Here is a 24,548-nt window from a genome sequence, read left to right on the forward strand (position 1 = left end):
GCCCTGGGTGTTGATCGTGGTTGGAACCGAAGTGATCGTGCCGGTGCAGTTGTCGTAGCTTTCAGCGGCCTGCGCGGCCGGCGAAAGAAGCGCGATGCCCATCAGGGCAATAAGCGGACGAATCATGGAGGAACCCCCCGTTGTGGGCCGGAGCCCGATGCTCCAGCAAGGAAGCCAACGACCTAGGTCCGCAGAAGCGGACACACACATGGGCTTCACATCGGGGCCTGAACGCTTTACAAGGCCGGCGCACGGGGCAGATGGCGGCTGCCGCCGCCATAGTGCGTGCGCATCACAAAGCCCCCGCACACATCGGCTTCACATCGTGCCGTGACGGTCTGTCGGCCGATGGCAGATGACGAGGTGGCGCGTACGCGGGCGCCGTCCGTCCCACTGCGGGGCGAGGCGATTGCACTTCAACCTGGTGCCCACGCGTTGTCCTGTGCGGCCGCGGGACGGAGCCCGACGACGCGGCCGACGACGGGCGTCCTCAGTCCGCGGTCACCAGCAGCGCGTCGTGTTCGCGCAGCTTGGCGTACACCGCGTCGGTCTCCGGGCGCACCTGGTGCCAGCGCTGGAAACTCTCGGCCGCCTGCTCGACGAGCATGCCCAGGCCATCGGTGCGCTCATGCGCGCCGGCGGCGCGGGCCCAGGACAGGAAGGGGATGGCGACCTCGCCGTAGCTCAGGTCGACGGCCGCGCTGCGGCGCCCCATCAGGCTCATGGGCAATGTCGGCAGGCCGCCGTCGCGGGTCGCCGAAGTGGCATTGATGATCAGGTCGAAGCTGCCCAGCCCGCGCAGGTCGTCGAAGTAGCGCGGATGCACCCGGCCCGGCTGGCCCAGCGCGTCGGCCAGCGCGTCGGTCCGCTCCGGCGTCCGGTTGACGATGAACAGATCGCCGATACCCGCATCGAGCAGGGCCGGTGCCACGCCGCGCGCGGCGCCGCCCGCGCCGATCAGCAGCGTGCGCCGCGATCGCAGGTCCAGGCCGTGGCGATCGGTGAGGTCGCGCACCAGGCCGGTGCCGTCGGTGTTGTCGCCGTGCCAGCCCGTGGCGCTGCGGATCAGCGTGTTCACCGCACCGGCGCGCTCGGCCGCTTCGCTCAGGTGCGTGCAGATCTGCGCGGCGCGGGTCTTGTGCGGCAGGGTGATGTTGGCGCCGACGCCGCCCTCGGCCGCGAACTCGGCGAGCACGGCGTCGAATTCCTCCGGTGCCGCATCGATGGCGACGTAGGTCAGGTTGATCCCGGTCTGGCGCGCGAACGCCGCATGGATCCGCGGCGACAGCGAATGCGCGACGGGATGGCCGATGACGGCGAAGCGGGACGGCGCGTGCGGGTCGGACATGGCGGCTCCTGGGCGGCGGCGGGGCACGGCGACGGCGCGGCCCGCAGGTGCAAAAACCGCGGGGGCCTCCACTACAACGCGAAGGTCACGCCCGGGCGGCCGCAGCGCGCGAAAAGCAGTCTACTCCGCGATGTCGCAAGTGTGCGTGCAGCCACGCTTTGCCCTTCGCCGCGACGCCGCATTTGCGGCACATTGACACCCTGCTCACACCGGTGCCCCGCCATGACCCTGCAGTGCCATTCCCCCGCGGCCCGACGGTTGCACGCGATGCGCCTGCCGCTGGCCGCCGCGCTGCTGTGCGCGTGCGCCTCGGCGGGCGCCTGGCTGGCCGAGTTCGGCATCGAAGGCATGGGCGTGGTCTCCACGCCGCACACCGAGGTGCGCGCGACGCTGTCGCCCGACGGGCAGCACATCGTCTGGGGCAGCACGGACCGTCCCGGTGGCGCGGGCGGGTGGGACCTGTGGCAGGCCACGCTGCGCGACAAGCGCTGGCAGGACGCGCGCCCGGTCGCGCTCAACAGCGCGGCCAACGACTTCGACCCGGCCTTCAGCGCCGACGGACGATGGCTGTACTTCTTCTCCAACCGTCCTGGCGGCCAGGGCGGCGACGATCTGTACCGCGCCCCGGTCAAACCCGATGGCGGCTTCGGCAAGCCCCAGAACCTGGGACCCGGCATCAACAGCCGCGGCGACGAATGGGCGCCCACGCCCAGCCGCGACGGCAAGGCGCTGCTGTTCGCCAGCGACGGCCGGGGCGGCGCCGGCCGGCACGATCTGTTCATCGCGAACCGGGACGGCGAGGTCTTCGGCGATCCGCATCCGGTGCCCGGCGTGAACACTCCGCACGACGACTTCGACGCGGCGTGGCTGGACGACGGCAGGGCGATCGTGTTCGCGCGATCCGACGATGCGGCCTCGGCGCCGATCCGGCTGCTGGTGGCCCAGTGCGAGGGCGCGCGCTACGGACGTGCCCAGCCACTGGCCGTGTCGTTCAACACCGGCGAGTCGGCCACGCTGGCGCCGGTGGTGGACTGGAACAAGCCCGGGGAACTGCTGGTCAGCGCGATGGCGAAGGCCCCGCGCGCGGGCAAGCTGGACATCTACCGGACGAAGGTGCCGGCGGTGACGGGGCAGGCCGGCTGTCGCTAGCGCCGGCCGACGCGGATGTCGGTCCTGTCCAATTCCCGGCGCGCTTCAGTCCGGTGCGCTTCAGTCTGGCGCGTTTGAGCCCGGCGCGTTTGGGTCAGGGGCGTTTGGGTCAGGCGCGTTTGAGCCAGGCGTGTCGCGTCAGTCCTGCTCGCGCAGCCACCGCGCCGCGTCGAGCGCGAAGTACGTCAGCACGCCGTCGGCGCCGGCGCGCTTGATCGAGGTCAGCGCTTCCAGGGCGCACGCGCGCTCGTCGATCCAGCCGTTCTGCGCGGCGGCCTTGAGCATCGCGTACTCGCCGCTGACCTGGTAGACGAAGGTCGGCACGCCGAACTCGTCCTTCACCCGGCGCACGATGTCCAGATACGGCAGGCCCGGCTTGACCATCACCATGTCGGCGCCTTCCTCCAGGTCGGCCGCCACTTCCTGCAGCGCTTCGTCGCTGTTGGCCGGGTCCATCTGGTAGGTGTACTTGTTGCCCTTGCCCAGCGCGCCCGCGCTGCCGACCGCGTCGCGGAACGGGCCGTAGAAGGCGCTGGCGTACTTGGCGCTGTAGGCCAGGATCCGGGTGTGGATGAAGCCCTCGCCTTCCAGCTCGCCGCGGATGGCGCCGATGCGACCATCCATCATGTCGCTGGGGGCGACGATGTCGGCGCCGGCGCGTGCGTGCGAGAGCGCCTGCTGCACCAGCGCTTCGACGGTCTCGTCATTGAGCACGTAGCCGCTGTCATCGACCAGCCCGTCCTGGCCGTGCGAGGTGTAGGGGTCCAGGGCCACGTCGGTGATCACGCCCAGCTGCGGGAACCGCTGCTTGAGCGCACGCACGGCGCGCTGCACCAGGCCGTCGTCGTCCCAGGCCGCGTGCGCGGTCAGCGACTTGGCATCCGGCGCCGTCACCGGGAACAGCGCCAGCGCAGGCACCTTGAGCTCGCTGGCCGTTTCGGCCACCCGCATCAGTTCGTCCACCGACACGCGGCTGACGCCGGGCATCGAGGCGACGGCCTCGCGTCCGGCCAGTTCGTGCACGAACACCGGATAGATCAGGTCGTTCGCCGTCAGCACGGTCTGCCGCATCAGGCGGCGCGAGAAGTCGTCGCGGCGCATCCGCCGCGGGCGCGAGTAGGGATAGGTCATGGAAACATTCTACCGGCCCCCGAGGAGCAAACACCCCGCCCCCGAGGAACACAGGCCGCCGAGGATTTGCGGGCCGCGGCGGCGGCCGACGTAGGTGAACCGCTGCGTGGCTCGGCCGCGTGGTGCTCACCCACCCGCGTCACCTACCGCGAATACACCCTGTAGCGCAGCGGCTTCACCGCGATCGTGCGCCCCACGGCCGGCGTCTCCACGTCGGGCGTCGCGGCCACGTCGAACTCCAGCGTGCGCGACTGACCCGGCAAGTCCAGTTCCAGCGTGATGCGGTCGGCCAGGCGGTGGGCGGCCAGTACGCGGGCCGGCCAGCCGTCGTGGCCCGGCGCCAGCGACAGGTCGTGGGGCCGCGCGTACAGGCGCGCGGGGCCGTCGGGCAGGTCCACCGGCACGCCGAAGCTGGTGTCGCCGGCCAGGAACCGGCCCTGCTCCACCCGCCCGTCCAGCGTGCTGGCGCGGCCGATGAAGTCGAACACGTACTCCGATACCGGCGCGCTGTAGATCTCGTCGGGCGTCCCGACCTGTTCGATGCGGCCTTCGCGCAGCACCACGACGCGGTCGGCCAGTTCGAGCGCCTCTTCCTGGTCGTGGGTCACGAACAGCGTGGTCTGCCCGGTCTGTTCGTGCAGGCGGCGCAGCCAGCGCCGCAGGTCGACCCGCACCTTGGCGTCGAGTGCGCCGAAGGGTTCGTCGAGCAGCAGCACGGTCGGATCGATCGCCAGCGCGCGCGCCAGGGCGACGCGCTGGCGCTGCCCGCCGGAGAGCTGGTCGGGATAGCGCTCGCCCAGCTCGGCGAGCTGGATCAGGCCCAGCAGCTCCTCCACGCGGCGCGCGATGGTGGCCTTGTCGGGGCGGCGCGCACGCGGCCGGCTGCGCAGGCCGAAGGCGATGTTCTCGGCCACGGTCATGTGGCGGAACAACGCGTAGTGCTGGAACACGAAACCCACGTTGCGCTCGCGCAGGCTCAGGCGCGTGGCGTCGGTCTCGCCGAACAGCACCTGCCCGCGGTCGGCGTGCAGCAGCCCCGCGATCACGCGCAGCAGGGTGGTCTTGCCCGACCCGGACGGGCCGAGCAGGGCGACCAGTTCGCCCGACGCGATGTCCAGGTCGACCGCGTCCAGCGCGGCGACGTCGCGGTAGCGTTTGCTCAGCTGGCGGATGTGCAGGTCCATCCCGCGCGCCTTGTGGGGGGGCGGCACCTGTTGTACCAGCCCGCCCCCGCCCGGCGCATGAGGGTGGCGGGGAGGCTGCGGGGTGACGGGAAGGCGGACGACGTTCATCGGCGGGACTCGAAAGGGAAGGTGCGCGAGGGCGTCGCGTAGCCGCGGCGGCAGGTCGCGTCGCCGGAGCAGGCGGCCGCCGGCGGCTGGCTGCCGGCCGGCGGGGGGAGGAATGCGGCCGACGTCATCAGTGCCTCCGGTGGGTACGCGCCAGCGCATCGCCGTGGCGCGACTCCAGCCAGAACTTCACCAGCAGCGTGACCAGCGCCATGCCCGCCAGCAGCGAGGCGACCGCGAACGCGGCGGTGGCGCCGTCGAACTGCTTGTAGAGCACCTCGATGTGCAGCGGCAGCGTATTGGTCTTGCCCTGGATGTGGCCGGACACCACCGACACCGCGCCGAACTCGCCCATCGCGCGGGCGGTGCACAGCAGCACGCCGTACAGCAGGCCCCACTTGATGTTGGGCAGGGTGACGCGGCGGAACATCGTCCACGCGCCCGCGCCGAGCGAGCGCGCCGCCAGTTCCTCGTCGGCGCCCTGCTGTTCCATCAGTGGGATCAGCTCGCGCACGACCAGCGGGAAGGTGATGAACAGCGTCGCCAGCACGATGCCGGGCGGCGCGAACAGGATCTTCAGCCCGACCTGGTTCAACCAGTCGGCGAACCAGCCGTGGGTGGGGCTGAACAACAGCACCAGGCACAGGCCGGCGACCACCGGCGATACGGCGAAGGGCAGGTCGACCAGCGACAGCAGCACGCGCTTGCCGCGGAAGTCGAAGCGCGTGACGGCCCAGGCCATCAGCAGGCCGAAGACGGCATTGACCGGCACCACGACGGCGGCGGTGAGCAGGGTGAGCTTCAGCGCGGCGAACGCATCGGGTTCGACCAGCGCATTGGCCCAGACCGCCAGCCCCTTCTCGAAGGCGGCGCCCAGCAGCATGGCCAGCGGCATCAGCAGCAGCAGCGCCAGCAGGGCGACGGCCAGCGCGGTCAGCAGCCAGCGCAGCCAGCGCGGCTCGGCCAGCGCGTCGCGGTCGTCCGATGCGATGACGGTGCGCTCAGCCACGGCCCTGTTTCCTGCGCTCGTGGGCGAACAGCAGCGGCACGGCGTTGATCACCAGCAGGCAGACGAAGGACATGCCCAGCAGCAGTGCGGCGATGGCGACCGCACCGGGGATGTTGCTTTCCTCCAGGCGGATGGTGATCAGCAGCGGGGCGATCTCGGTGCGGTAGGGCAGGTTGCCGGCGATGAAGATCACCGAGCCGAACTCGCCCAGCGCGCGCGCGAAGGCCAGCGAGAAGCCGGTCAGCAGCGCGGGCGCCAGTTCGGGCAGCACCACCCGCCGCAGCGTGGTCAGTCGCGACGCGCCCAGCGAGGCGGCGGCTTCCTCCTGTTCGCGGCCCAGCGCTTCCAGCACCGGCTGCACCGTGCGCACGGCGAACGGCAGGCCGACGAACACCAGCGCGACGACGATGCCGACGGGGGTGTAGGCGACCTTCAGCCCCAGCGGCTCGGTGATGCGTCCCACCCAGCCGTTGCCGGCGTAGATCGCCGTCAGCGCGATGCCCGCCACGGCCGTGGGCAGCGCGAAGGGCAGGTCGACCAGCGCGTCGAGCAGGCGCCGGCCCGGGAACCGGTAGCGCACGAGCACCCAGGCCACCAGCGCGCCGACTACCAGCGCCACCAGCGCCGCGGCGAGCGACGCGCCGAAGCTCAGCTTGATCGAGGCCTGCACGCGCTCGTCCTTGATCGCGCGCAGCCAGCCTTCGGCGCCGAGCCCCGCCGCGTGCACCGCCAGCGCCGCCAGCGGCAGCAGCACCACCACGCCCAGCCAGGCCATGCCCAGGCCCAGGCTCAGGCCGAAGCCGGGCAGCGGCGAGGGGCCGCGGCGTGCGTGCAGGGGCAGGGCGAGCGTGCTCATCGCGATGGCAGGACCGGACGCGCGCTCAGCGCGGCCGGTAGATGCGGTCGAAGAAGCCGCCGTCGGCGAAATGCGCGGCCTGCGCCTTCGCCCAGCCGCCGAACGCGCCGTCGATGGTGACCTGGGTGACCTGCACGAAGCGGGCACGCTCGGCGGCGGGGACCTTGTCCGGCTCGGACGGACGGAAGTGGTGACGCGCGGCCAGGCGCTGGCCCTGCGGCGAATAGAGGAAGCGCAGGTAGGCCTCGGCCTGCGCCCGCGTGCCGTGCGCATCGACGTTCCTGTCGACCAGCGCCACCGGCGGCTCGGCGCGGATGCTGACCGAGGGCACGACGATCTCGTAGCGCCCGCGGGCCTGCTCGCTGGCCAGCGTGAGCAGGGCTTCGTTCTCCCACGCGATCAGCACATCGCCGATGCCGCGCTCGACGAAGGTCGTCGTCGAGCCGCGCGCGCCGGTGTCGAGCACCGGCACGTTGCCGAACAGGCGGGTGAGGAAGTCGAGCACCTTGGCGCCGTCGCGGTATTCGCGCGAGGCCCACGCCCACGCCGCCAGGTAGTTCCAGCGCGCGCCGCCGGAGGTCTTGGGATTGGGCGTGATCACCGCCACGCCGTCGCGCGCCAGGTCGTTCCAGTCGCGGATCTTCTTCGGGTTGCCCTTGCGCACCAGGAACACGATGGTCGAGGTGTACGGAGCGCTGTTGTGCGGCAGGCGCGACTGCCAGTTCTGCGGCAGCAGGCCCTGCTTGGCGATGGTGTCGATGTCGGCCGCCAGCGCGAGGGTGACCACGTCGGCCTCCAGCCCGTCCACCACCGACCGCGCCTGCTTGCCCGACCCGCCGTGCGAGGTGCGCACCTTCACGCCATGGCCGGTGTCCTTGCGCCACTGCGCGGTGAAGGCCGCGTTGACGTCGGTGTAGAACTCGCGCGTCGGGTCATAGGAGACATTGAGCAGCTCCGGCTCCTTGGCCGACGCGCCCCACGCCACGCCCAATGCGAGCAGCAGCAGCGCGGCGCGGGCGGCCAGGCCCGGGCGCGGGCCCGGGCGCGGAATCAGCCCGCCGGGCGAGCGGAAGGCGCGCTTCACCCGCGCACCGGGGGGCGGAGGATGGCGGTCGACAGTGGGGTCATGGCGGGCTCCGGGTCGCATCCATGTGGGAGGCGCGAACCAGCCTGACGCAGCGGCTGTAAAGGTCCGGTTAGCCGTCGGGCGAGGATCGCGGGCGGCTGCGGACGATGAGTGCGCCGGGAAGGCGGCGCGGGCGGGCGCGGCAAGGGGGGCGGGCATCGTGGACGTCCGGCGGTTGGGGAGGCCCACAGTGGCCACGCGTCCGCGGGGACGGAAACGGCCATGCCTCATCTGGATATGCCCGCTGCGCATGCCGCGGCGGGCCGGGCCGACCGGGCCCGTGGGCCTGCCGGCGTCCAGGGTGGCTGTCTAATTTTTGTCCGCCAGCTACCAAAAAAGACTCGCGAGCGTCTGATTTTTGGACGCTCGCGTCCGGAAAAGACACGCTCGCGTCCCGAAAAGACACGCCGCCGAGTGATTTTTGGACGCGCGCGTCCCGAAACGAGACGCTCGCGTCCAAAAAAGACACGCTCGCGTCCAGAAATCAGACGCGAGCGTCCAGAAAAGACACGCTCGCGGGCAAAAAAGAGTAGCTCGCGAGTCTTTTTTGGACGGCGGGTTGCCACTTCCCAGGACCCGCGCACCGCCACCGGGCGCGCCGGGCCGCCGTTAAGATGCCGCGATGCTGCCCACGTCCCGACCGCTGCCGCCGCTGGCACGCACCTGCCTGCTGGTGCTGGCGGCGCTGGCCGCGGTGTGCTGGCTCGGCCCCTGGCTGACCGGGTTCGATCCGCACGCCCCGGACTGGAACGCGCTGTCGGTGCGGCCGGGCGTGGCGGGCCACGGTTTCGGCACCGACGCCATCGGCCGTGACGTGTTCGCGCGCACGCTGGCCGGAGGGCGCCTGTCGCTCACTGTCGGCCTGCTGGCCAGCGTGGTCGCGCTGGTGATCGGCGTGGGTTACGGCGCCGTCGCCGGCCTGGCCGGGGGGCGCGTGGAGCGGGCGATGGTGCGGGTGCTCGACGTGTTCAGCGCCCTGCCGTTCCTGCTGGTGGTCATCCTGCTGCTGACCCTGTTCGAGCGTTCCCTCGGCCTGTTGCTGGCCGCGATCGGCGGCTACGTCTGGATCGACCTGGCGCGGGTGATGCGCGCCGAGGCCGCGCGCCTGCGCGAAGCCCCCTTCGTGCTGGCCGCCCGCGCCGCGGGCGCCAGCTTCCGCCAGCGGCTGCACTGGCACGTGCTGCCGCACCTGCTGCCGCTGGCCTTCGTCTACCTGGGACTGATCCTGCCGCAGGCCATCCTGGTCGAGAGCTTCCTGGGGTTCCTGGGCCTGAGCGTGGACGAGCCCTCCGCCAGCTGGGGCACCCTGCTCAGCGAAGGCGTGCAGGAGCTGGACAGCGCGCCGTGGACGCTGCTGTTCCCGGCCGTGTTCCTGGTGACGACCCTGGCGGCCTTCCAGTTCCTCGGCGACGGCCTGCGCGACTGGCTCGACGTGCGCGACACGGGCACGACCGCGTGACGGCGGCGGCGCTGCGCCTGGAGGCGCTGGAAGTCCACGCCGGGGCGCGACGCCTGCTCGGGCCGTTGTCGTTGCAGCTGCAGCCCGGGTGCTGCCTGGGCCTGGTCGGCGAAAGCGGCAGCGGCAAGAGCCTGACCGGGCTGGCCCTGCTGGGCCTGCTGACGCCGGGCCTGCGTGCGACCGGCCGCCTGCACCACGAGGGCGTCGCGCTGCCGCTGGGCGGGCCGGCGCATCACGCGCTGCGCGGGCGCGGCATCGGCTGGATTCCACAGGATCCGCTGGCCAGCCTGCATCCGCTGCGCAGCATCGGCGCGCAGCTGGTCGAGACCCTGACCGCGGTCGGCGGCATCGCCCGCCGCGACGCGCACGCGCAGGCGCTCGCGCTGATCGTGCGCGTGCAGATGCCCCAGCCCGACGCGGCCCTGCGCCGGTATCCGCACCAGTTCTCCGGCGGCCAGCGCCAGCGCATCGCGATCGCCCTCGCGCTGGCGGCGCGCCCGCGCGTGCTGGTCGCCGACGAGCCCACTTCGGCGCTGGATGCGCGCATCGCGCGCGACATCCTCGACCTGCTCGACGGCCTGCGCCGCCAGGACGGACTGGCCGTGCTGCTCATCAGCCACGACCTGCCGCTGGTGGGCGCGTACGCGCAACGCGTGCAGGTCCTGCGTGCCGGCGAGGCGGTGGAGGACGCGGACACCGCGACGCTGTTCGCCCGGCCCGCGCATCCCTACACGCGGGAGCTGCTCGACGCCGACCGCCTGCCCGCGCCCGACGCCGCGCCGCCGCGCGCGCCCGCGTCGGAACCGCTGCTGCGGGCCGATGGACTGCGAGTGCGTTATCGCGGCGCGCCCAGTGACGCGCTCGACGGGGTCGCCATCGAGCTGCATCGCGGCGAAGGCCTGGCGCTGGTGGGGGAAAGCGGCAGCGGCAAGAGCACCCTGGGCCGCGTGCTGCTGCGGCTGCTGCAGGGCGCGTCCGGCCGCGTGCTGTTCGACGGCCAGGACATCACCCGCATGACCGGCCCGGCCCTGCGCCGCTGGCGGGCGAAGGTCGGCGTGGTGTTCCAGGATCCGCACGCCTCGCTGGACCCGCGCCAGCGCGTGGTCGACACGGTGGCCGAACCCCTGCGCATCCATGGCATCGGGGATGCCCGCGCGCGGCGGGAGCGCGTGGCCGCACTGCTGGCGGCGGTCGGGTTGACGCCGGACATGCTGGACCGCCATCCGCATCAGTTCAGTGGCGGCCAGCGCCAGCGCATCGCCATCGCCCGCGCGCTGGCGACCGATCCGGTACTGCTGGTCTGCGACGAGGCGGTGTCCGCGCTGGACGCGCATCACCGGGCGGGCATTCTCGCCCTGCTGGCCCGGCTCAAGCGCGAGCGTGGCCTGGCGCTGCTGTTCGTCACCCATGACCTGGCGGCCGCGGCCGCGGTGGCCGAGCGGATCGCGGTGCTGGAGGCCGGACGCATCGTCGAGCAGGGGGGCGACCGTCGATGTCCTGCGCGCGCCCCGCCACCCGCACACGCAGGCGCTGGTGGCGGCGCGCCGCCTGGCCTAGGACGCCGGAGCCGGCGTCAGATCAGGCCGCCGCCCAGGGTCAGGCGCCACATCGCCACGATGACGACGATGCCGTTGAGCACCAGTCCGGCCTTGGCGCGGCCGCGGTTTTCCCGGGCGGGTCACCGCGATGGCGATCGCGGCGATGATCGCGCCGACGGCGGCGAAGGGAATCAGCAGCCAGTTGGTGATGCCGATCAGCGGGATGAGTGCGATCACCATCCAGACCATCGCGATGATGCCCCACAGCAGGCTGACCAGTCCCATCGATGCTTCTCCAGCGCAGGCCGCGGCGCGGCCGATGCCGACACGATGCGGCCAGCGGGCCACGGGTTCAAGCCAACGTTAGGCAGGGTCGGGGCTCAAGCGCCGTGCGACCCGTCGATCTCCACCCGCAGCTCGCGGCGGCAGATCGCCGCGTGCAGGACGACGTAGCGGACCTGCGGGTCCAGCCGCGTGCGCAGCTGCTCGGCGACGGCGGCCATCTCGTCGTGCTCGCGCACGTACACCTTGAGCACCGTGCCGGCGCCCATGTGCGGCGGCAGCTCCGGGCGCAGCGCATGGGCGGTGGCCAGCAGCGTGTCCAGGTTGACCAGGGTTTCCTCGAGCTGCGCGCTCACCGATTCGGCGTGGCGCGACTCGTGGCCGACCACCGCGGCGGTGCCCGAGATCAGCAGCGGCACCTGCGCGCTGGAGGGCAGCATGCCGCGGGCGAAACTCGGCGGCTGCGGGCCGTACTGGCGCGGATAGCGGTAGGCGCTGATCTGGCGCGGGTTCTCCAGCGGGGTGCCGGGCGTGCGCGCGGCCAGCCAGTACACCAGCAGGCGACGGACGTCATCGCTGCGGCCGACCGCGGTGGCGGCGGGCAGGGCGTGGGGATCGAACTCGCCCAGGCCGCGGGCGCGGCCCACGCAGAACACGCGGTAGCGTTCGGCATCCCCGTCGCCGTGGGTGATGCCGTCCAGGTAGTTCCAGATGCGCAGCAGGTGCGGATAGCCGCGGGCGCGGGTGAAGGCGACGAGCTGTTCGTAGATCCGGCGCGAGGTGACCTCGATCTCGCCGTTGTCGGCCTCCACCGCGCCTTCGTCCAGTTCGATCACGCCGAACTGCAGCGCGCCGTCCTGCGACCACGCGATGTCGCCTTCGCGACCGGACTCCACCGGGCCCTGGCCCCGCCAGATCTCCAGCGGCGCCGGGCCCTGCGGCTGCAGGCCGACGCGCAGGTAGCGCGGGTCCGCGTGCTGCGGCGCCTGGTCGCCGAAACCGAACACCGCCAGCACGTCATCGCCGGCGAGTGCGCGCGCGGGCGTGGTGTCCTGGTAATCCACGTGCAGCCGGGCCGGCAGCACCAGCGATTCGGCCGCGCTCATCGGCCGGCCTCGGCATCGACGGCCACATGCAGGGTGTCGCCGCTGAACTTCGTGCGCGCCGCGCGCCGCCGTTCCAGCCGGCTGCGCAGCGCCGCCGGGGCCAGGCGCAGCGCGGTGAGGGCATAGATCAGCCGGAAGACGCGCAGGCGCCACAACACGGGCCGCGCCTGGAACACATCACCGGCCAGCATCGACACCACCGCTTCCTCGACGCGCAGCAGGTTGCGCGGATCGTTGAACAGCCGCTTCATCGGCGGCGCCGTGAAGCGGTAGATGAACCACTTGAACTCATCCAGGCCCGCGTCCAGGTGCCGCGCGAACGCGCGCAGCAGCGCCGGCTCGCGGGCGGGCTCGCGCAGCGCGGCGTCGACCGCGTCGGCGCCCCGCTGCGCGCCGTGCATGGCCAGGAATACCCCGGAGGAGAACATCGGATCGACGAAGCTGTAGGCGTCGCCGAGCATCAGCCAGCCCGGGCCGTGCATGCGGGTGCACTCGTAGGCGTAGTTGCCGGTGGCGTGCACCGGCGCGACACGCGTGGCGCCGTGCATGCGGGCCTTGATGGGCGCGATCGAGTCCAGCGCGCGCATCAGGAAGGCTTCGGTGTCGCCGCGGCGCTGCTTGAGCAGCTCCGGGGAGCACACCAGGCCCACGCTGGTCACGTTGTCGCGCAGCGGGATCAGCCAGGCCCAGCCATGCTCATGCCGGCAGATGGTGACGTTGCCGGCGTCGTCGCCCTCGCGGCGCACGACGCCGCGGAAATGGCTGAAGACCGCCGCGGAGGCGTGCAGCGCGTTGCGGCGCTTGAGCTTGAGCTGGCTTCCCAGCAGCGTGTCGCGGCCGCTGGCGTCCAGGACGAAGCGCGCCTGCACCTGCAGCGCATGGCCGTCGGCGGTGCGGGCGTGGGCCACGTGCGGGCGGCCGGCCGGGTCGAACTCGACACGCTCGACGGCCACGCGTTCGCGCGCATCCACGCCGTTCTCGCGCGCATTCTCGAACAGGACCTGGTCGAACTCCTCGCGCTTGACCTGGAAGGCGTAGCCGGCGCCCGGCCGCAACGTGCGGTCGAAGCGGAAGACGTTGTAGCGCTCGTCGTTGACCGGGAAGTCGGCGCCACGCTTCACCACGCCGATCGCGTGCACGCGGTCGAGCACGCCCAGCTGCTCCAGGATCGGCGTGCCCATCGGCAGCAGCGATTCGCCGATGTGGAAGCGCGGGTGGGCGTCCTTCTCCAGCATCAGCACGCGCCAGCCCTTGCGGGCCAGCAGGGTGGCCGCCGTGGAGCCGGCGGGGCCACCGCCGATCACGAGCACGTCGGTCTGGATCACCTGGGGGGGCTGGACGGCGCCGTGCGCGCCCTGCGGGATATCCGCCTGCCCGTGGTGTTGCTGGTCAGTCATTGTCGCCATGATATCGGCTGGAAATTCGGTCGCGTCCGCTACCGGGCCACGCGTGCTGAACGGTTGCCGCAGGCAGGCCCGCGGCGCGCGGACGTCACGGGTTGCCCGCCTGCAGGGTGTCGCCGCTGAAATTGTCGTTCGCAGCCCGGCGCCGGCGCAGCCATCCGCGCAGCGCGCGCGGGGCCAGCTGCAGCGAGGTGAACGCGTAGATCATGCGGAAGATGCGCAGCCGCTTGAGCACCTGCGGGTTGTCGAACACGTCGCCTGCCAGCATCGAGATCACCGCCTGTTCCACCTGCCAGATGTTGCGTGGATTGTTGAACAGGTGCTGCATGACGGGCGTGGTGAAGCGGTAGATGAACCACTGGAAGTGCTTCAGGCCGCGCTTGAGGCGCTTGACCATGGCCGCCTGCAGGGCCGCTTCCCGCCCCGGTTCGCGCAGCGCGCCGTCGACCACGTCGGCGGCCTGCTCGGCGCTGTTCATGCCCAGGTAGACACCCGAGGAGAACACCGGGTCGACGAAGGCGTAGGCGTCGCCCACCATCACCCAGCCCGGGCCGGTCATGCGCGAGCAGGTGTAGGAGTAATTGCCGGTGACGTGCACGGGCCCCACGCGCTGCGCGTCGTTCATGCGCGCCGCGACCTGGTGTTCGCCCAGCAGCGTCTTCATCAGGAACTGCTCGCTTTCCCCGCGGCGCTGCTTGAGGTACTCGGGGAAGCACACCGCGCCGATGCTCATCACGTCGTGCTGCAGCGGAATCAGCCACATCCAGCCGTGGTCGAAACGCTGCACGGTGATGTTGCCGCTGTCCTCGCCCGGGCGGCGCTCCACGCCGGTGAAGTGGCTGAAGATGGCCGCCGACTGGTGCTTGTCGTTCTTGCGCTTGAGCTTGAGCTGGCTGCCGAAGAAGGTGTCGCGGCCGCTGGCGTCGACGACGTAGCGGGGCTGGACGGTAAAGGTGCTGCCGTCGTCATTGCGCGCGTGGGCCAGGCTGGGGCGGCCGTCGGCGCCGAATTCCATCTTCTCGACCTTGACCCGTTCACGCGCGTCGGCGCCGCTGGCGCGGGCGTGGTTGAACAGGATCTGGTCGTATTCCTCGCGCTTGACCTGGTAGGCGTAGCCGAACTGCGGGTCCAGGGCGCGATCGAAGCGGAAGGTGTTGTAGTCCAGGCCGTTGCCCGTGCCGTCGCCCACGATCGGGAACTCCGCGCCGGGCTTGTAGGTGCCGATCGCCTTGACCTGCTCGAGCACGCCCAGGCGCTCGAGGATGGGCAGGTTCATCGGCAGCAGCGACTCGCCGATGTGGAAGCGCGGGTGGCTGCCCTTCTCCAGCAGCAGCACTTTCCAGCCCTTGCGGGCCAGGAACGTGGCGGCCGTGGAGCCGGCGGGCCCGCCGCCGATCACCAGCACGTCCACGGCGAGCGCAGGGGCGGCCGGGGACGCGGAATCGGAGGGGGTGGAAGGGGACGGCGAGGCCACCAAATCGGCGGCGGACGGGGTCGGATCGGTCATCGCGCCATGATAGTGGCTGTCATGCTTGCTTGTCGGGGCCTGATGCTGGATCGTTGCGCCCCTTGCACGCGAACCACTGGATTTTCCGATGTCCGATCAGCCCGCAGCCGTCCAGACGGCCCCCGAATCCGAACTGGCCCAGCTACTGGTGCAAAGTCTGAACCTGGAAGGCGTCGAGCCGTCTGGAATCGACCCGCAGGCCCCGCTGTTCGGTGAAGGCCTGGGTCTGGATTCGATCGACGCGCTGGAGCTGGCCCTGGCCATTTCGAAGGCCTACGGCTTCCAGCTGCGCTCGGACAGCGACGAGAACCGTCGCATCTTCGGCTCGCTGCGTTCGCTGTCGGCGCATATCCAGCAGCACCGGGCCGCCTGAGGCCCATGAAGGCGGCGTTGGCGCGCCTGGCGCTGGCGCTCGCCTATCCCCCCCTGGCGCACTGGGCCAGCCACGACGGCGGCGGCGTGCCGGCCGGCATCGCACTGGCGGACCTGGTGCTGGTGATCCTGGTCGAGCCGCTGCTGCGCGGGCGCCCGTGGGCGCTGGCGCTGTTTGCCGTGATCCTCGCCGCCTTGTACGCGCTGGCCGGCACCGGCCACACCCAGACCCTGCTGCTGGCCCCGCCGGTGCTGTTCCTGGGCCTGCTGAGCTGGTTCTTCGGCCGCAGCCTGCGCGCGCCGCGGACCCCGGTGATCAGCCGGATCGTGTGCGCGCTGGAAGGCTACGTGCCGGCGCGGCTGCCCCCGGAGCTGGCCCGCTACACCCGTCGCCTGACCCTGGCCTGGTCGCTGGTGCTGGCGACCCTGGCGCTGGTGAACGCCGTGCTGGCCACCCTCGCCGTGCCGGGTGGCTTCGCCGATCGGCTGGGCCTGGTCGCGGCGGGTCCGCTGCCGGCCTGGGCGGTGCCGCGGGAGCGGTGGTCGCTGATCGCCAACGTGCTCAACTACGGCATCGTCGGCGCCTTCTTCATGGGCGAGTACGTGCTCCGGCGCCGGTTCTTCCCGCATCGCCCCTACCGCCATTTCGGCGACTTCGTTGCGCAGCTGGCCCGGCTCGGGCCCGATTTCTGGCGCGGGCTGTTCCGTTAACCCCGGGCTGCGGCGGCCGATAAGGCCCTGAGACCCGCCTTCGCACAGCAATCGGCCCGCATTCGCCCCGCATTGGGGGCGGCGTGGCCCGGGCGTTGCATAATCCTCCCCGCCAGCAGTTCCGCGCGCCTTTTCCGATGTCTTTCGCCATTCCGCACGACCACCCCTGCCTTCCCGGCCATTTTCCGGGGCACCCGCTGGTGCCCGGGGTGGTCCTGCTCGACCAGGTGGTGGGCCTGATCGAATCGACCCACGGCCCGCTGCGGCCGCTGCGCCTGCCGCAGGTGAAGTTCATGCAGCCGCTGCGCCCGGACGAGCCGGCGCGCATCGAGCTGGACGGCGCGGGCCCGCGCTGGCGCTTCCGGGTGCTGCGCGAGGCCGACGGCGTGCTGCTGGCGTCGGGCGAACTGGTGGCCGGGGCATGAGCGCGAACTGGAAGCAGCGTCCCGAGGGCGGCGGCTATTTCGCGATCTGGTTGATCCGCACCATCGCCCGCCGTGGCGGACGGGTGGTGTCGCGGCTGCTGCTGTACCCGATCACGCTCTACTTCCTGGTGATGCGCGGGCCCGAGCGCCGTGCCTCGCTCGCCTACCTGGCGCGCGTGCTGCCGCACCCGCCCGGCCTGCGCCACGTGGCGCGGCACATCCACACGTTCGCCTCGACGATCCTGGACCGCGTGTTCCTGCTCAGCGGCCAGCTGCAGCGCTTCGACATCCACGTCACCGGCGTGGAACCCCTGCACGAACTGCTCGATCGCGGGCAGGGCGTGCTGGTGTTCGGTTCCCACCTGGGCAGCTTCGACGCGCTGCGCGTGCTTGCCACGCGCAGGCCGGACATCAAGGTGCGCGTGCTGCTGGACAAGAAGCACAACGCGGCCGTGCAGCACATGCTCGATGCGCTGAACCCCGAACTGGCCAACGCCATCATCGACGCCGGCCAGGATGGCCCGTCGATCGTGCTGGCGATCAAGGAAGCGCTGGATGAAGGCGCGCTGGTGGCGCTGCTGGTGGACCGCGCCGGGCCGGGCGAGCCGTCGATGGTCGCGCCGCTGCTGGGCGGCGAGGCCCGCTTCCCGACGGCGCCGTGGCTGATCGCCGCCACCCTGCGCGTCCCGGTCACCCTGGCCTTCGGCCTGTACCGCGGCGGCAACCGCTACGACCTGGTCTTCGAGTCGTTCAGCGCAGGGCTATCGATCCCCCGTCATAACCGCGCCGTGGTGCTGGCCCAACAGGTCCAGGACTACGCCCGTCGCCTGCAGCACCATGCCCAGCAGGCGCCCTACAACTGGTTCAACTTCTACGACTTCTGGCAGACCGATGACGCGACCCCTGCTCCGCATGCTCCCGGCGACGCTCCTGCTGGCCGTCGGCTTCCTGCAGGCCGCACCGCCTGAGTCGGCACACGCGCGCGCCGAAACGACCACCGCCGCGGCGGACGCCAGCTGGATCCTGGCCCGGCTCGCGCGGCCGGCGCCGATGCGCACGGCCTTCGTCGAACTGCGCGGCAGCCGCCTGCTGAAGAAGCCGCTGCGCCTGCAGGGCGAATACCGGCGGCCCGACGCGGACACGCTGGTGCGCGAAGTCACCGCGCCCTACCCGGAGACCACGGTGATCCGCGCCGGCGAAGTGGTGATCACGCGCGACGCCAGGGCGCCGCGCCGCTTCTCGCTGGCCCGCGCGCCGGAACTGGCCGGCCTGCAGGCCAGCTTCGGTGCCCTGCTCGCCGGAGACCGCGTCGCGCTGGAACGGACCTACCGGCTGGCTACCGACGGGACCCGCGCCCGCTGGACCATGACGCTCACCCCGCGCGATGCGGCGCTGGCCGCGCGCCTGCAGTCGGTCACGCTGTACGGCCGCGGCGCCGAACTGCGTTGCATCGAGACCCAGCCCACCCGCGGTGAAACCCAGCGCACGCTGCTGGCCGGCGCCGCCGAGACGGCGCGCAACGTCACCGCCGCCGGTGCCCTCGCCACGCTGTGCTACGGCGGCGCCAAGCCGCAATAGGCCAGAGCGCTGACCGATCGCGCGGTTCCGGCTGGCGCCGGGCCTGCGCGCCGACGCGGCGAGCGATAATCCGGCACCCGCCGACGAAGGATCCCGATGCGCTTCGCCTTGCCCTGTCCCCGCGCTGGAATGCCGGTACCGCCGCGCGCCGTCGCGGCTGCTGAACCGATCGCAGCCGGATCGGGCGCGTGAAATCGAACGCTTCCCGCCTGCTCGTCGCCGTGGCCTGGCTGGCCCTGCTGGTCCTCGCCGGCTGGTCGCTGGGCCAGCGCCTGGAACTGAGCGGCGACCTGCGCAAGTTCATGCCGTCGGCCGAAACGCCCGCGCAGAAGCTGCTGATCGACGAACTCGGCGAAGGCCCCGGCTCCCGCCTGCTGCTGGTCGCGCTGACCGGTGCCGATGCGCAGACGCTGGCCGCGCAGTCGACCGCGCTGCGCGCGCAGCTGGCCGCGCAACCGGATTTCAAGCTGGTGGCCAACGGGGGTGAAGCAGGACTCGATGCCTTCCCCGAGCACCTGCGTCCCTACCGCTATCTGCTCAGCGACACGCTGGACACGCAGGTCTTCGACCGCGAGTTCCTGGCCGGCGAGCTGAGCCAGCGCGCGCAGGACCTGGGCTCGCCGGCGGCCGGCCTGATCGAGCCCCTGCTGCCCGCCGACCCGACACTGGAGACGCTGCGCCTTGCCGAGTCCTGGCAGCCGGCCAATGCGCCCCAACGCCTGCATGGCGTCTGGTTCGACCGGGCCGGACGCGAAGCGCTGCTGGCGATCGAGACGCGCGCCGCCGGCTTCGACCCGACCGGGCAGCAGCTGGCGCTGGCGGCGATCCGCCAGGGCTTCGATGCCGTGCGCGGCGACACGGGCACCCGGCTCACGGTCAGCGGCCCGGGCGCGTTCTCCGAGGAGATCGGCGGCCGCACCGCGCGCGAGGCGAGCTGGATCGGCACCGTCGATGGCGTGATCTTCGCGCTGCTGCTGTGGCTGGCCTACCGCAGCTGGAAGATGCCGCTGCTGGGCGCGCTGCCACTGGCCAGCGGCGGACTGGCGGGGCTGGGCGCGGTGACGCTGCTGTTCGATGGCGTGCACGGCATCACCGTGGCCTTCGGGTTCACCCTGATCGGCGTCGCGCAGGACTATCCGATCCACCTGTTCTCGCACCAGCGCGCCGGGCTGTCGCCATGGGCCAGTGCGCGGGCGCTGTGGCCGACGCTGGGCACCGGCGTGGCCTCGACCTGCATCGCCTACCTCACCTTCATGGTCTCGGGCGTGGAAGGCCTGCGCCAGCTGGCGGTGTTCACCATCTTCGGCCTGGGCGTGGCGGCCCTGACCACGCGATTCGCGTTGCCCGGCCTGATCGATCCGGCGCCGCGCGACGCGGCGGACGCGCGCTGGGTGACCCGCGCGTGGGCGTCACTGGCGCGCATGCCGCGGCTGGGCGTCATCGGCGGCGGCGTGCTGGCCGCGCTCGCCGTGGCGGTCGCCGCGTTCGCGCCCGGGCCGTTCTGGCAGAACGACCTGTCGAAACTGACCCCGGTGCCGGCGGCGGCGCTGGCCCGAGATGCGCAGTTGCGCGCCGAACTGGGCGCGCCCGACGTGCGCTACGTGATGACGCTCGGCGGCGCCGATGCGCAGGCCGCGCTGCGCGCCAGTGAGCGCCTGCTGCCCGCGCTGGAGAAGCTGCGCGACACCGGCAAGATCGCGGGCTTCGACCTCGCCGCGCGTTACCTGCCCAGCCAGGCCACGCAGCTCGCCCGGCAGGCGCGGCTGCCCGAGCGTGAACCGCTGCGGCGGGCGCTGGCGGCGGCGGTCGCGGCCAGCCCGTTCGAGGCCGATGCCTTTGCGCCCTTCCTCGACGATGCGGCGACGGCAAAGGCCGCCGCACCCCTCGCGCCCGCCGACCTGGCGGGAACGCCGCTGGCGGCGAGCGTCGGCGGCCTGCTGCTCGAGCGCGAAGGCCACGCGACCGCGCTGGTATCGCTCAGCGGCCTGCAGGATCCCGCCGCGGTTGCGCGCGTGGCGGCCGCGCACGGGGCGCAGCTGCTCGACATGAAGGGCGCATCCGAATCGCTGGTCGCGCAGTACCGTCAGCGGGTCCTGTGGGCGCTGGCCCTGGCCGCCGTGCTGCTGGCGGCCACCGTGTGGGTCGCGCTGCGCCAGGTGCACCGTGTCGTGCGCGTGCTCGCGCCGATGGCGCTCACCACGCTGCTGCTGCTGGCGATCCTGCGCGGCCTGGGCGTGGAACTGAACCTGTTCCACCTGGTGGCGCTGATCCTGGCCGCCGGACTGGGCCTGGACTACGCCCTGTTCTTCGAACACGCCGGCGACGACCGCGCCGAACAGCTGCGCACGCTGCACGCCGTGGTGGTGTGCAGCCTCACCACGCTGGTGGTGTTCAGCCTGCTGGCGATGTCCAGCATCCCGGTGCTGCGCGCGATCGGCAGCACGGTCGCGCTCGGCGTGGCCTGCAACTTCGTGCTCGCCCTGCTGATCACCCGACAGCCGATCCCGACCCGGGAGACCCGGGAAGCCCCCAAAGGCCCCGGCGATAGCGATGCCGCGTCCGCGGCCGCCGTCAATAAAACAGCGACCCGGGAAGCACCCAAAGACCCCGGCGATAGCGATGCCGCGTCCGCGGCCGTCGCCAATGAAACGACCCGGGACGAACCCAGAATCCCCAGCGACAGCGATGCCGCGTCCGCGCCCGTCGTCAACAAAACAACGACCGGCGAGACAACTCCCGGCGAAAGCGACGCCGCGCCCGCCACCAGTGACGCATCGGCGCGTTCCCCATGACCGCACCGGCCATCATTCCCCGCGACGACATCCTGACCCTCGTCCCCCACCAGGGCGCGATGTGCCTGTGGGACGAAGTGGTCGAATGGGATGCGCAGGCCGTGCGGCTGCGCGCGTTCAACCACATCCATGCCGATCACCCGCTGCGCAGCGCGGGACGCCTGCATGCCGTGCACCTGTGCGAGTACGGTGCGCAGGCGATGGCGGTCCACGGCGGCCTGCGTGCGCGCGAAGGCGGCGGCCGCGCGGCGGCCGGCGTGCTGGTCGCGCTGCGCGGCGTGGAGCTGCACGTCGAGCGCATCGATGAGCTGCACGGTCCGCTCGAGTGCCACGCCCATGTCCTGGTGGAAGGCGAGGGCAGCCAGCAGTACGCCTTCCAGATCCACCACCGCGACACGCTGCTGGCCACGGGCCGCGCGGCGGTCATGCTGCAGCAGCCCTGAGCGGACACACGCGAATGAACGAACCCGGTTTCCCGATTTCCCCGGCCTTCCGGTGGCCGCGATGAGCGCGTCGGCGACGGTCCGGCGCGCGCTGGTCACCGGTGGCAGCGGCGACCTGGGCGCGGCCATCTGCCGCGCGCTGGCGCAGGCCGGCTGCGAGGTGGTCGTGCACGCCAATGCCCAGCTCGGGCGCGCCCAGGCCCTCGCGGATGAGATCGTCGCCGCCGGCGGCCGCGCGCAGGCCGTGGCCTTCGATGTCGCCGACGGCCAGGCCACGCGGACGGCGCTGGAAGCGCTGCTGGCGGACGGCCCGTTCCAGGTATTGGTCAACAACGCCGGCATCCACGACGACGCGCCGATGGCCGGCATGTCCGATGCGCAGTGGAAGCGGGTCATCGACGTGTCGCTGCACGGCTTCTTCCACGTCACCCAGCCGCTGCTGCTGCCGATGGCGCGCACGCGCTGGGGCCGGATCGTCAGCGTGTCGAGCGTGGCCGCGGTGCTGGGCAACCGGGGCCAGACCAACTACGCGGCCGCCAAGGCCGCGCTGCACGGCGCCAGCAAGTCGCTGGCGCGCGAAATGGGCTCGCGCGGCATCACGGTGAATGTCGTGGCGCCGGGCGTGATCGAAGGCCGGATGGCGGCGGCGGCGTTTCCGCCGGAGGCCATCCGCCAGATGGTGCCGTCCGCGCGCGCGGGCCGGCCGGAAGAAGTGGCGGCCCTGGTGGCGTTCCTGTGCTCGGACCTGGCCGGCTACATCAATGGCCAAGTCGTCGGCATCGATGGCGGGATGAGCTGAGCCACGCCCGCGCCGCGCAGCGACGCGTGGTTCATGGTCGCGGGCGGACCATGGGCCCATCTCCGCGGAGGCCGCCATGACGCGCGCGACACTGTTTCAATCATTCCGCCGGCCGCTGTCGATGGGGTGGCCGGCCCTGCTGGCCGTGATGGCGCTGGTGGTCCTGTCGGGCTGCGCCAGCGCGGGCCACGCCATGCTCGGCCCGGCGCGGCCGGCCATCGCACCCGAGCAGGTCCGGGTGTACCACGTGCCGCCCCGTCGTTACGAAACGATCGCCCGGGTCCACGCGACCAGCGCGGTCGGCTTCGGCACCCAGGGCCAGACCGACGCGACCATCGAGCGCCTCGCGCGCGAGGCGGCCAAGCTGGGCGCCAACGGCGTCCTGCTGATGGGCGTCAACACGATGGGCTCGCCGGTGGGCGTGGGCGTGGGCGGCAGCAGCTGGGGCCACCACGGCGGCGTGTCGATCGGCGCCGGCATCCCCACCGCGCAGCAGCGCGTCGAAGGCATCGCCATCCACGTGGTCGAGGAGTAGGCGGCGCGGGACTTGCCTCGGCTAGGGGCCGGGACTGGTCGCGACGCCGGCCAGCGGCGCGCGGCGCAGGCCGTCGCCGCCGAACAGCGTGAGCAGCGGCGACGCCATCACCGTCGTCACCAGCGCCATCACCAGCAGCATGGTGAACAGCTCCGGGCCGATCAGGCCCGCGTCCAGCCCGATCTTGATGACGATCAGTTCCATCATGCCGCGGGCATTCATCAGCGCGCCCACCGCCAGGCTGGCGCGCCACGGCTGACCCGACCAGCGCGCGCCGATCGCGCCGCCGGCGAGCTTGCCCACGGTGGCGACGAGCAGGATCAGCGACAGCGCGGCAAGGCTGCCGGTGCCGAAAGCGTCCGGCGTGGTGCTCAGTCCCGCGAGCACGAAGAACACCGGCATCAGCACGATCACCGCCAGGTGCTCGATGCGCTCGATCAGCGTGTGCAGCAGGCGGTCGTCGCGTGGCAGGCAGGCGCCGAACACGAACGCGCCGAACACCGCATGCAGCTGCAGCCACTCGGCCGCCGCCGCGCAGGCCAGCATCGCGATCAGCAGCGCGGCCAGCACCGACCCCGAGGGCTGCATGTCGTGCGCGTGGCGCGCCAGCAGACGGGCGAACAGCGGGCGCAGCACGCCCATCACCACCGCCACCATCGCCGCCAGGCCCAGCAGGGCACGCGCGAAGCCGCCCCAGCCACCCTTGGCGGCCAGCAGGGTCATCACCAGCGCCAGCAGCACCCAGGCCATCACGTCGGCAATGGCGGCCGAGCTCAGCGAGAGCTGGCCGATCGGCGTGCGCGTCATCCCGCGATCCTTGAGGATGCGCGCCATCACCGGGAATGCGGTGATCGCCATGGCCGCGGCCATGAACAGTGCGAACGGCCAGAAGGGGACGCCTGCGGGCGCCAGCCGCGCGTGCAGCAGCGGCGAGACCGCCATGCCCAGCGCCATCGGCAGCAGCACGCTGAGCACGCCGACGGCCCCGGCCGAGCGCAGCTGCGCGCGGATGCCGTCGGGTGCGCGCAGCTCCACGCCGACCACGAACATGAAGAGCACCAGCCCGAGCGTCGACAGCGAATTCAACGCGGCCAGCGACTGCGGCGCGAACAGCGCGGCATGCACGTCGGGCAGCGCGGCGCCCAGCACGACCGGTCCCAGCAGCAGGCCCGCCGCCATCTCGCCGATCACGGCCGGCTGGCCCCAGGCGCTTGAGCAACAGGCCGCACAGCCGCGCCACGACCAGGATGACGACGAGTTGCAGCAGGAACAGCAGGGACATGGGCGGCTACATCAAGGTGAGGGCGCCGCGCGTCGGGCGCGCCAGCGCTGGGCCAGGTGGGCGCCGGCCAGGCCGGCGACGGCGCCGAGCATGCCTGCGCCGAGCGCCAGGCTCAATGGGCTGACCAGCTGCGAGACGCTGCCCGGCATCGCGCCGTGGAAGGCCAGATCCACCACCAGCGCGCACGCCATCGCGGTGACCGCGCCCAGCCATGCCGGATAACGGCGCGCGAGCCCGCCGGCCAGCAGGGCCGGGACGATCTGCGCAAGCTGGAACAGCACGACCTTGCCCAGGTGGTACCAGACCGGAAACCCTTCGAACGCATCGGGCACGACCATGGCGCCGAACAGCTGGATCAGCAGCTCCCAGGGCGAGCCCGGCGATGCAGCCGGCGAGCACGACCAGGGC

At 72.1% G+C, this 24,548-nt stretch carries 21 protein-coding genes and 3 pseudogenes; 12 read left to right on the forward strand and 12 right to left on the reverse strand.

Annotation, left to right across the window (positions count from 1 at the left end):
- Window positions 1-490: 490 nt before the first annotated feature.
- A complete protein-coding gene (gene aroE / locus I8J32_RS05240) occupies window positions 491-1,348 on the reverse strand; it encodes a shikimate dehydrogenase (protein ID WP_200614638.1) in 858 nt (285 codons plus the stop codon).
- A 222-nt stretch (window positions 1,349-1,570) separates the two neighbouring features.
- On the opposite strand from aroE, the gene I8J32_RS05245 reads away from it, so the two are divergent.
- Complete coding sequence (locus I8J32_RS05245; protein WP_245156422.1) at window positions 1,571-2,497, forward strand: TolB family protein; 927 nt, start codon at window positions 1,571-1,573, stop codon at window positions 2,495-2,497.
- 138 nt (window positions 2,498-2,635) lie between these two features.
- On the opposite strand, the gene hemB is transcribed toward I8J32_RS05245, so the two are convergent.
- The 5 genes from hemB to I8J32_RS05270 all read right to left on the reverse strand — a co-directional run bounded on the left by hemB (window position 2,636) and on the right by I8J32_RS05270 (window position 7,836).
- Window positions 2,636-3,628, reverse strand: a complete 993-nt coding sequence (hemB, locus tag I8J32_RS05250) for a porphobilinogen synthase (RefSeq protein ID WP_200614629.1) — start codon at window positions 3,626-3,628, stop codon at window positions 2,636-2,638.
- Between the two features lie 143 nt (window positions 3,629-3,771).
- Window positions 3,772-4,812, reverse strand: coding sequence for a sulfate/molybdate ABC transporter ATP-binding protein (locus tag I8J32_RS05255; protein ID WP_200614627.1), 1,041 nt, complete (start codon window positions 4,810-4,812; stop codon window positions 3,772-3,774).
- A gap of 235 nt (window positions 4,813-5,047) precedes the next feature.
- Window positions 5,048-5,926 carry a sulfate ABC transporter permease subunit CysW gene (gene cysW / locus I8J32_RS05260; RefSeq protein WP_200614625.1) on the reverse strand — a complete coding sequence of 293 codons (879 nt, stop codon included), beginning with the start codon at window positions 5,924-5,926 and terminating at the stop codon, window positions 5,048-5,050.
- Window positions 5,919-6,782: a sulfate ABC transporter permease subunit CysT gene (gene cysT, locus I8J32_RS05265; RefSeq protein ID WP_200614624.1), complete on the reverse strand. Its 864-nt coding sequence runs from the start codon at window positions 6,780-6,782 to the stop codon at window positions 5,919-5,921. Before cysT ends, cysW begins: the two co-directional genes overlap by 8 nt.
- A 25-nt stretch (window positions 6,783-6,807) precedes the next feature.
- A complete protein-coding gene (locus I8J32_RS05270) occupies window positions 6,808-7,836 on the reverse strand; it encodes a sulfate ABC transporter substrate-binding protein (RefSeq protein WP_407061015.1) in 1,029 nt (342 codons plus the stop codon).
- A 694-nt stretch (window positions 7,837-8,530) separates the two neighbouring features.
- Between I8J32_RS05270 and I8J32_RS05275 the strand changes: the two genes are divergently transcribed.
- Together I8J32_RS05275 and I8J32_RS17550 are read left to right on the forward strand one after the other, a co-directional pair.
- Window positions 8,531-9,367 carry an ABC transporter permease gene (locus I8J32_RS05275; RefSeq protein ID WP_200614621.1) on the forward strand — a complete coding sequence of 279 codons (837 nt, stop codon included), beginning with the start codon at window positions 8,531-8,533 and terminating at the stop codon, window positions 9,365-9,367.
- Window positions 9,364-10,623 (forward strand): annotated as a pseudogene (locus I8J32_RS17550) (ATP-binding cassette domain-containing protein); the annotation flags it as partial. The gene I8J32_RS05275 and the pseudogene I8J32_RS17550, both read left to right, overlap by 4 nt.
- A gap of 317 nt (window positions 10,624-10,940) precedes the next feature.
- On the opposite strand, the pseudogene I8J32_RS05290 reads toward I8J32_RS17550, so the two are convergent.
- The 4 genes and pseudogenes from I8J32_RS05290 to I8J32_RS05305 all read right to left on the reverse strand — a co-directional run bounded on the left by I8J32_RS05290 (window position 10,941) and on the right by I8J32_RS05305 (window position 15,203).
- Window positions 10,941-11,190 (reverse strand): annotated as a pseudogene (locus tag I8J32_RS05290) (hypothetical protein).
- 95 nt (window positions 11,191-11,285) lie between these two features.
- A complete protein-coding gene (locus I8J32_RS05295) occupies window positions 11,286-12,293 on the reverse strand; it encodes a chorismate transformation enzyme, FkbO/Hyg5 family (protein ID WP_200614615.1) in 1,008 nt (335 codons plus the stop codon).
- Entirely contained in the window at window positions 12,290-13,690 is a 1,401-nt protein-coding gene (locus tag I8J32_RS05300; RefSeq protein ID WP_200614613.1) for an NAD(P)/FAD-dependent oxidoreductase, read from the reverse strand. The genes I8J32_RS05295 and I8J32_RS05300 overlap by 4 nt, the downstream gene beginning before the upstream one ends.
- A gap of 94 nt (window positions 13,691-13,784) precedes the next feature.
- A complete protein-coding gene (locus I8J32_RS05305) occupies window positions 13,785-15,203 on the reverse strand; it encodes an NAD(P)/FAD-dependent oxidoreductase (protein ID WP_200614612.1) in 1,419 nt (472 codons plus the stop codon).
- Between the two features lie 88 nt (window positions 15,204-15,291).
- Between I8J32_RS05305 and I8J32_RS05310 the strand changes: the two genes are divergently transcribed.
- From I8J32_RS05310 to I8J32_RS05350, 9 genes are all read left to right on the forward strand, one after another.
- Entirely contained in the window at window positions 15,292-15,576 is a 285-nt protein-coding gene (locus tag I8J32_RS05310) for a phosphopantetheine-binding protein (protein ID WP_200614610.1), read from the forward strand.
- A gap of 5 nt (window positions 15,577-15,581) precedes the next feature.
- Complete coding sequence (locus I8J32_RS05315; RefSeq protein WP_200614609.1) at window positions 15,582-16,286, forward strand: COG4648 family protein; 705 nt, start codon at window positions 15,582-15,584, stop codon at window positions 16,284-16,286.
- 137 nt (window positions 16,287-16,423) lie between these two features.
- The gene (locus I8J32_RS05320) at window positions 16,424-16,711 is read left to right on the forward strand and encodes a beta-hydroxyacyl-ACP dehydratase (RefSeq protein WP_200614607.1); all 288 of its coding nucleotides are present in this window, start codon (window positions 16,424-16,426) and stop codon (window positions 16,709-16,711) included.
- On the forward strand, window positions 16,708-17,679 hold the full coding sequence (locus tag I8J32_RS05325) for an LpxL/LpxP family acyltransferase (RefSeq protein WP_200614606.1): 972 nt from the start codon (window positions 16,708-16,710) through the stop codon (window positions 17,677-17,679). The genes I8J32_RS05320 and I8J32_RS05325 overlap by 4 nt, the downstream gene beginning before the upstream one ends.
- A complete protein-coding gene (locus I8J32_RS05330) occupies window positions 17,603-18,289 on the forward strand; it encodes a LolA-related protein (RefSeq protein WP_200614604.1) in 687 nt (228 codons plus the stop codon). The genes I8J32_RS05325 and I8J32_RS05330 overlap by 77 nt, the downstream gene beginning before the upstream one ends.
- A 188-nt stretch (window positions 18,290-18,477) precedes the next feature.
- Window positions 18,478-21,081: an MMPL family transporter gene (locus I8J32_RS05335; RefSeq protein WP_245156423.1), complete on the forward strand. Its 2,604-nt coding sequence runs from the start codon at window positions 18,478-18,480 to the stop codon at window positions 21,079-21,081.
- Complete coding sequence (locus tag I8J32_RS05340) at window positions 21,078-21,524, forward strand: phosphotransferase (RefSeq protein ID WP_407060990.1); 447 nt, start codon at window positions 21,078-21,080, stop codon at window positions 21,522-21,524. The genes I8J32_RS05335 and I8J32_RS05340 overlap by 4 nt, the downstream gene beginning before the upstream one ends.
- A gap of 61 nt (window positions 21,525-21,585) precedes the next feature.
- Complete coding sequence (gene fabG / locus I8J32_RS05345) at window positions 21,586-22,323, forward strand: 3-oxoacyl-ACP reductase FabG (protein WP_200614602.1); 738 nt, start codon at window positions 21,586-21,588, stop codon at window positions 22,321-22,323.
- A gap of 76 nt (window positions 22,324-22,399) precedes the next feature.
- Window positions 22,400-22,858 (forward strand): hypothetical protein, encoded by a 459-nt coding sequence (locus tag I8J32_RS05350; RefSeq protein ID WP_245156424.1) that lies wholly within the window; start codon window positions 22,400-22,402, stop codon window positions 22,856-22,858.
- 21 nt (window positions 22,859-22,879) lie between these two features.
- Here the strand turns inward: I8J32_RS05350 and I8J32_RS05355 are convergent.
- Together I8J32_RS05355 and I8J32_RS05360 are read right to left on the reverse strand one after the other, a co-directional pair.
- Window positions 22,880-24,140: pseudogene (locus tag I8J32_RS05355) on the reverse strand (cation:proton antiporter).
- 11 nt (window positions 24,141-24,151) lie between these two features.
- Window positions 24,152-24,478, reverse strand: a complete 327-nt coding sequence (locus I8J32_RS05360; RefSeq protein ID WP_207526805.1) for a hypothetical protein — start codon at window positions 24,476-24,478, stop codon at window positions 24,152-24,154.
- Between the last annotated feature and the right edge of the window lie 70 nt (window positions 24,479-24,548).

The sequence above is a fragment of the Lysobacter solisilvae genome (genome assembly GCF_016613535.2).
Taxonomy (GTDB): Bacteria; Pseudomonadota; Gammaproteobacteria; order Xanthomonadales; family Xanthomonadaceae; genus Agrilutibacter; species Agrilutibacter solisilvae.

What these genes read in the sequence shown, in the direction of transcription:
- cysT (WP_200614624.1), bottom strand. Translation starts at nt 6,782, where the DNA reads ATGAGCACGCTCGCCCTGCCCCTGCACGCACGCCGCGGCCCCTCGCCG.
- I8J32_RS05330 (WP_200614604.1), top strand. Translation starts at nt 17,603, where the DNA reads ATGACGCGACCCCTGCTCCGCATGCTCCCGGCGACGCTCCTGCTGGCC.
- I8J32_RS05275 (WP_200614621.1), top strand. Translation starts at nt 8,531, where the DNA reads ATGCTGCCCACGTCCCGACCGCTGCCGCCGCTGGCACGCACCTGCCTG.
- I8J32_RS05350 (WP_245156424.1), top strand. Translation starts at nt 22,400, where the DNA reads ATGACGCGCGCGACACTGTTTCAATCATTCCGCCGGCCGCTGTCGATG.
- I8J32_RS05300 (WP_200614613.1), bottom strand. Translation starts at nt 13,690, where the DNA reads ATGACTGACCAGCAACACCACGGGCAGGCGGATATCCCGCAGGGCGCG.
- aroE (WP_200614638.1), bottom strand. Translation starts at nt 1,348, where the DNA reads ATGTCCGACCCGCACGCGCCGTCCCGCTTCGCCGTCATCGGCCATCCC.
- I8J32_RS05310 (WP_200614610.1), top strand. Translation starts at nt 15,292, where the DNA reads ATGTCCGATCAGCCCGCAGCCGTCCAGACGGCCCCCGAATCCGAACTG.
- I8J32_RS05295 (WP_200614615.1), bottom strand. Translation starts at nt 12,293, where the DNA reads ATGAGCGCGGCCGAATCGCTGGTGCTGCCGGCCCGGCTGCACGTGGAT.
- hemB (WP_200614629.1), bottom strand. Translation starts at nt 3,628, where the DNA reads ATGACCTATCCCTACTCGCGCCCGCGGCGGATGCGCCGCGACGACTTC.
- I8J32_RS05245 (WP_245156422.1), top strand. Translation starts at nt 1,571, where the DNA reads ATGACCCTGCAGTGCCATTCCCCCGCGGCCCGACGGTTGCACGCGATG.
- I8J32_RS05315 (WP_200614609.1), top strand. Translation starts at nt 15,582, where the DNA reads ATGAAGGCGGCGTTGGCGCGCCTGGCGCTGGCGCTCGCCTATCCCCCC.
- I8J32_RS05255 (WP_200614627.1), bottom strand. Translation starts at nt 4,812, where the DNA reads ATGGACCTGCACATCCGCCAGCTGAGCAAACGCTACCGCGACGTCGCC.
- I8J32_RS05340 (WP_407060990.1), top strand. Translation starts at nt 21,078, where the DNA reads ATGACCGCACCGGCCATCATTCCCCGCGACGACATCCTGACCCTCGTC.
- fabG (WP_200614602.1), top strand. Translation starts at nt 21,586, where the DNA reads ATGAGCGCGTCGGCGACGGTCCGGCGCGCGCTGGTCACCGGTGGCAGC.
- I8J32_RS05305 (WP_200614612.1), bottom strand. Translation starts at nt 15,203, where the DNA reads ATGACCGATCCGACCCCGTCCGCCGCCGATTTGGTGGCCTCGCCGTCC.
- I8J32_RS05320 (WP_200614607.1), top strand. Translation starts at nt 16,424, where the DNA reads ATGTCTTTCGCCATTCCGCACGACCACCCCTGCCTTCCCGGCCATTTT.
- I8J32_RS05360 (WP_207526805.1), bottom strand. Translation starts at nt 24,478, where the DNA reads ATGGTCGTGCCCGATGCGTTCGAAGGGTTTCCGGTCTGGTACCACCTG.
- I8J32_RS05325 (WP_200614606.1), top strand. Translation starts at nt 16,708, where the DNA reads ATGAGCGCGAACTGGAAGCAGCGTCCCGAGGGCGGCGGCTATTTCGCG.